Annotated in this window: 2 protein-coding genes; both read right to left on the bottom strand. The window is 63.9% G+C overall.

The window, feature by feature from the left end:
* Positions 1-35 precede the first annotated feature (35 nt).
* Positions 36-1,562, bottom strand: coding sequence for an ABC-F family ATP-binding cassette domain-containing protein (locus tag EN969_RS20340; protein WP_127419339.1), 1,527 nt, complete (start codon positions 1,560-1,562; stop codon positions 36-38).
* Between the two features lie 341 nt (positions 1,563-1,903).
* Positions 1,904-3,931: helicase-related protein (locus EN969_RS20335; protein WP_206525193.1), on the bottom strand; the 2,028-nt coding region annotated here is incomplete at its 5' end.

Below are 3,931 nucleotides of genomic sequence, written 5' to 3'. Positions count from 1 at the left end.
CAGGCCGGAACTTCATCGGCAGTTTTGTTCACCGATTAGCCAGCGCCCTCCGCCACCGAGCGGAAGAAATCCTCTGGGTCTTCGACTTCGGTCAGCCGCCGTTTCTCGATCAGCCAGAAGCGGTTGCCGATGGCGCGGATGAAGGAGCGGTCGTGCGAGGCGAGCACACAGCTTGCCTGATGTGCCAGCAGTTCCGCTTCCAGGGCTTCCTGGCCGTCGATGTCGAGATGGTTGGTCGGCTCGTCCAGCAGATAGAAGTTGGGATTGGCGAGCCTCAGCGCCAGCATCATCAGCCGCGCCTTCTGGCCGCCGGACAGCGCACCGATCTTTTTCTCCTGCATCTCGATGACCACGCCGGCGCCTGCCAGCAGCGAGCGGGCACGCTGCTCGCCGACATCGTAGCGGCGCGAGACCAGCATCAGCGGCGTGTCGTCGCCGCTGATGCCCGACAGCGCCTGGTCGCTGTAGCCTAGCACCGTCGACGGCGTCACCTTCACATTCGGCACCGTGTCCGGTTCGACAATGGCATTGCGGATCAGGGTGACGAAGCGCGACTTGCCGACGCCGTTGCGGCCGAGCAGCACGATGCGGTCGCCCTGGCAGATATGGCGCTTGCCGGTTCGAAACAGCGGGGTGCCGTCGGGTGTTTCCACAGCCGCGTCGTCGAGCGTGATCAGCACCTTGGCGTGGGTGCCGCGATTGGCCAGTTTTATGGCACCCGCCGACTTTTCGCGGTGCGCCGGTGCGGCCGCTTCTTCCAGTTTTTCGGCCCGCAGGTTGAGCTGCTTGGTCTTCACCGTCAAAAGGTCGCTGCCCGAATTGATGCCGATGTTGTTGAGCTTGGCCGCCTGCCGGCGCAATTGCTGCGCCACCTTCATGTCGCGCTGGAACTTGCGCTCGGTCGAAGCATCGACCTCGTCGAGCGCCTGCCTGGCGCGGGAGTAGGGCAGGGCAAACACCGGCGACTGTTCCGGGCGCAGGAATAGGGTCCGGTTGGTGGTGGCGTCGAGGAAGGCGCGGTCGTGGCTGGCGATGACGACGGGCACCTCGCGCGGCAGCGTGTTCAGCCAGGTTTCGAGCTGGCTGATGCGGACAAGGTCGAGATGGTTGGTCGGCTCGTCGAGCAACAGCACGTCCGGATCGGTGACCCAGACGCGTGCGATTAGCGCAAGCCTCTGCCAGCCGCCACTCAGCGCCTGCATTGGCCGCTCGCGCATCGGCTCGGGCACGTCGAGTGAATCCAGAACCACGTCGACACGCCACATCTCGCTTTCGGCCTGCTCGGACGGCAAGGCATCCGCCACCACCTGCCGGAACGTACGGGTGCGAAGGACCGGGGCAACCGACTGTTCGACATGACCGACGCGCAGGCCGCGCGTGCGGGTGATGCCACCGGAGGTCGGCTCCATCCCGCCGGTCAGGCATTTCAGCAAAGTCGACTTGCCGCGGCCATTGGCGGCGACAATGCCGAGCCGGTCGCCGGTGCCGATGGTGAGGTCGAGATTGGCAAACAGCGGCGCACTCATGGTGACGCCGAGGGATTTGAGGCTGATCAGGGCCATTTGATTTCTCTGGTCTTGCCGGAGACTACTCCGGTCCACTTTGACGGTGCGCTTTCCGGCCATCAGGCTCGGCATTACGCACCACGAAGGGCAGACCAAAAAATCGAAGCGGGAAAAACCCGGACCGTCCCTGGTCAGCCCTGCAAGCAAGCTCGCAGGGCAGAAATCGGGCCACGCTGACGATGGTGACGATGAAACGTAAACACGTGAGCCCTCCTTTCGAGACAAGACGTTGAGTATGCGGAGCGATTACACCAAAGGCGGGGCTGGTGGCAAGTGGGTCGGCGGAATGCGGCGGCGGCGGAGCGCTTCCCTTCCCCTTCTGGGAGAAGGGGAAGGCGCTACTTTCCCGGCCTACCCGTCTTACCCGGCCGGCGCTTTTCCCGACGGGCGTCGGCGGGGTCTTCGTAGGAGCCAATGCCTGTTCGCTGGCGAACAACTGGCTTGGCGGATTCGTCCCCCACGAGGGGGGAGATTGGCTGCGGCTTGGCCGGCACTTTTCCTTCGATCGGTTTTTCCGTCCGCCGCACCGTCATCTCGTCCAGCGAGTTCTTCTTGAACAGCGGCTTTGTGGCGTCCCCGGGAATGCCGAAATCGGAACCATGTGCCTCGGATGCCGACTGTTTCTTGAACAGCGAGCGCGACACCGCGCCGGCCGGCGTCGGCATGTCGGTACCTGGACCCATGTCGTCGATCGAGGGTTTCGAAAACAGCGGCTTTTTCACCGGCACAGTGCCATCGGCGCCCATCTCGTCGAGATCAGGCTTGCGGAAGAGGTTGGGCCGGGCAGCCTTGGCTGCCTCTTCGGCGGCACGCGCTGCGTCGAGCTTGCGAAAACGCTCCTGTTCCTCTGCTGTACGATGTTTGGCCACGCCCTTGTTGTGCTTGCCCTTTTCGCGGCCGGAGGCCGGGCTTTCCATGTCGGCGTATTTGGCCAGCGGGTCTTCGGAGATGGACAGTTCCATCTCACGCAGGCGCTTGATTTCGTCGCGGATGCGGGCCGCCTTCTCGAAGTCGAGATTGGCCGCGGCATCGCGCATCTGCTTTTCCATCGCGTCGAGATGGGCCTTGAGGTTGTTGCCCATCATGGCGCCGGCACCGTCGGTGAACTGCGAGATATCGGCGCGGACGTGGTCCTTCTCGTAGACCGAATCGAGAATGTCGGAGATGCGCGACTTGACCGATTCCGGTGTGATGCCGTTGGCCGCGTTCCACTCCATCTGCTTTTCGCGGCGACGGTTGGTTTCGGCCATCGCCCGTTCCATCGAGCCGGTCACCTGGTCGGCATAGAGGATGACCTTGCCGTCGACGTTTCTGGCGGCGCGCCCGATGGTCTGGATCAGCGAGGTTTCCGATCGCAGGAAACCTTCCTTGTCGGCGTCGAGAATGGCGACGAAGCCGCATTCGGGAATGTCGAGGCCTTCGCGCAGAAGATTGATCCCGACCAGCACGTCGAAGGCGCCGAGGCGCAGATCGCGCAGGATCTCGATGCGCTCCAGCGTATCGATGTCGGAGTGCATGTAGCGGACGCGGATGCCCTGCTCATGCAGATACTCGGTCAAATCCTCGGCCATGCGCTTGGTCAGCACGGTGACCAAGGTGCGGTAGCCGGCCTTGGTGGTATCGCGAATCTCGCCGACGACATCGTCGACCTGGCTCTTGGCCGGGCGGACCTCGACCGGCGGATCGATCAGGCCGGTCGGACGGATGACCTGCTCGGCGAAGACGCCGCCGGCCTGTTCCATCTCCCAGGCGCCAGGGGTCGCCGAGACCGCGACCGAAAGCGGACGCATGGCATCCCACTCCTCGAAGCGCAGCGGCCGGTTGTCCATGCAGGACGGCAGACGGAAGCCGTATTCGGCCAGCGTCGCCTTGCGGCGAAAGTCGCCGCGATACATGCCGCCGATCTGCGGCACGGTGACATGGCTTTCGTCGATGAAGACCAGTGCGTTGTCGGGGATGTACTCAAACAGCGTCGGCGGCGGATCGCCCGGCTGGCGGCCGGTGAGATAGCGCGAATAGTTCTCGATGCCGGCGCACGAGCCGGTGGCTTCCAGCATTTCGAGGTCGAAGCGGCAGCGCTGTTCCAGCCGCTGTGCCTCAAGCAGGCGGCCGGCGCGTTCGAGTTCGACCAGCCGGTGCTTGAGCTCTTCCTTGATCGACTTGATCGCCTGGTTCAGCGTCGGGCGCGGCGTCACATAGTGCGAATTGGCGTAGATCTTGACGCTTTTCAGCTCGCCGGTCTTCTGGCCGGTCAGCGGGTCGAATTCGGTGATCTGCTCGATCTCGTCGCCGAACATCGAGATGCGCCAGGCGCGGTCTTCCAGGTGGGCCGGGAAGATTTCGATGGTGTCGCCGCGCACGCGGAA

This window comes from Mesorhizobium sp. M7A.F.Ca.CA.003.01.2.1, assembly GCF_003998945.1.
Taxonomy (GTDB): domain Bacteria; phylum Pseudomonadota; class Alphaproteobacteria; order Rhizobiales; family Rhizobiaceae; genus Mesorhizobium; species Mesorhizobium ciceri.
This window is presented reverse-complemented; position numbering and strand designations above follow the sequence as displayed.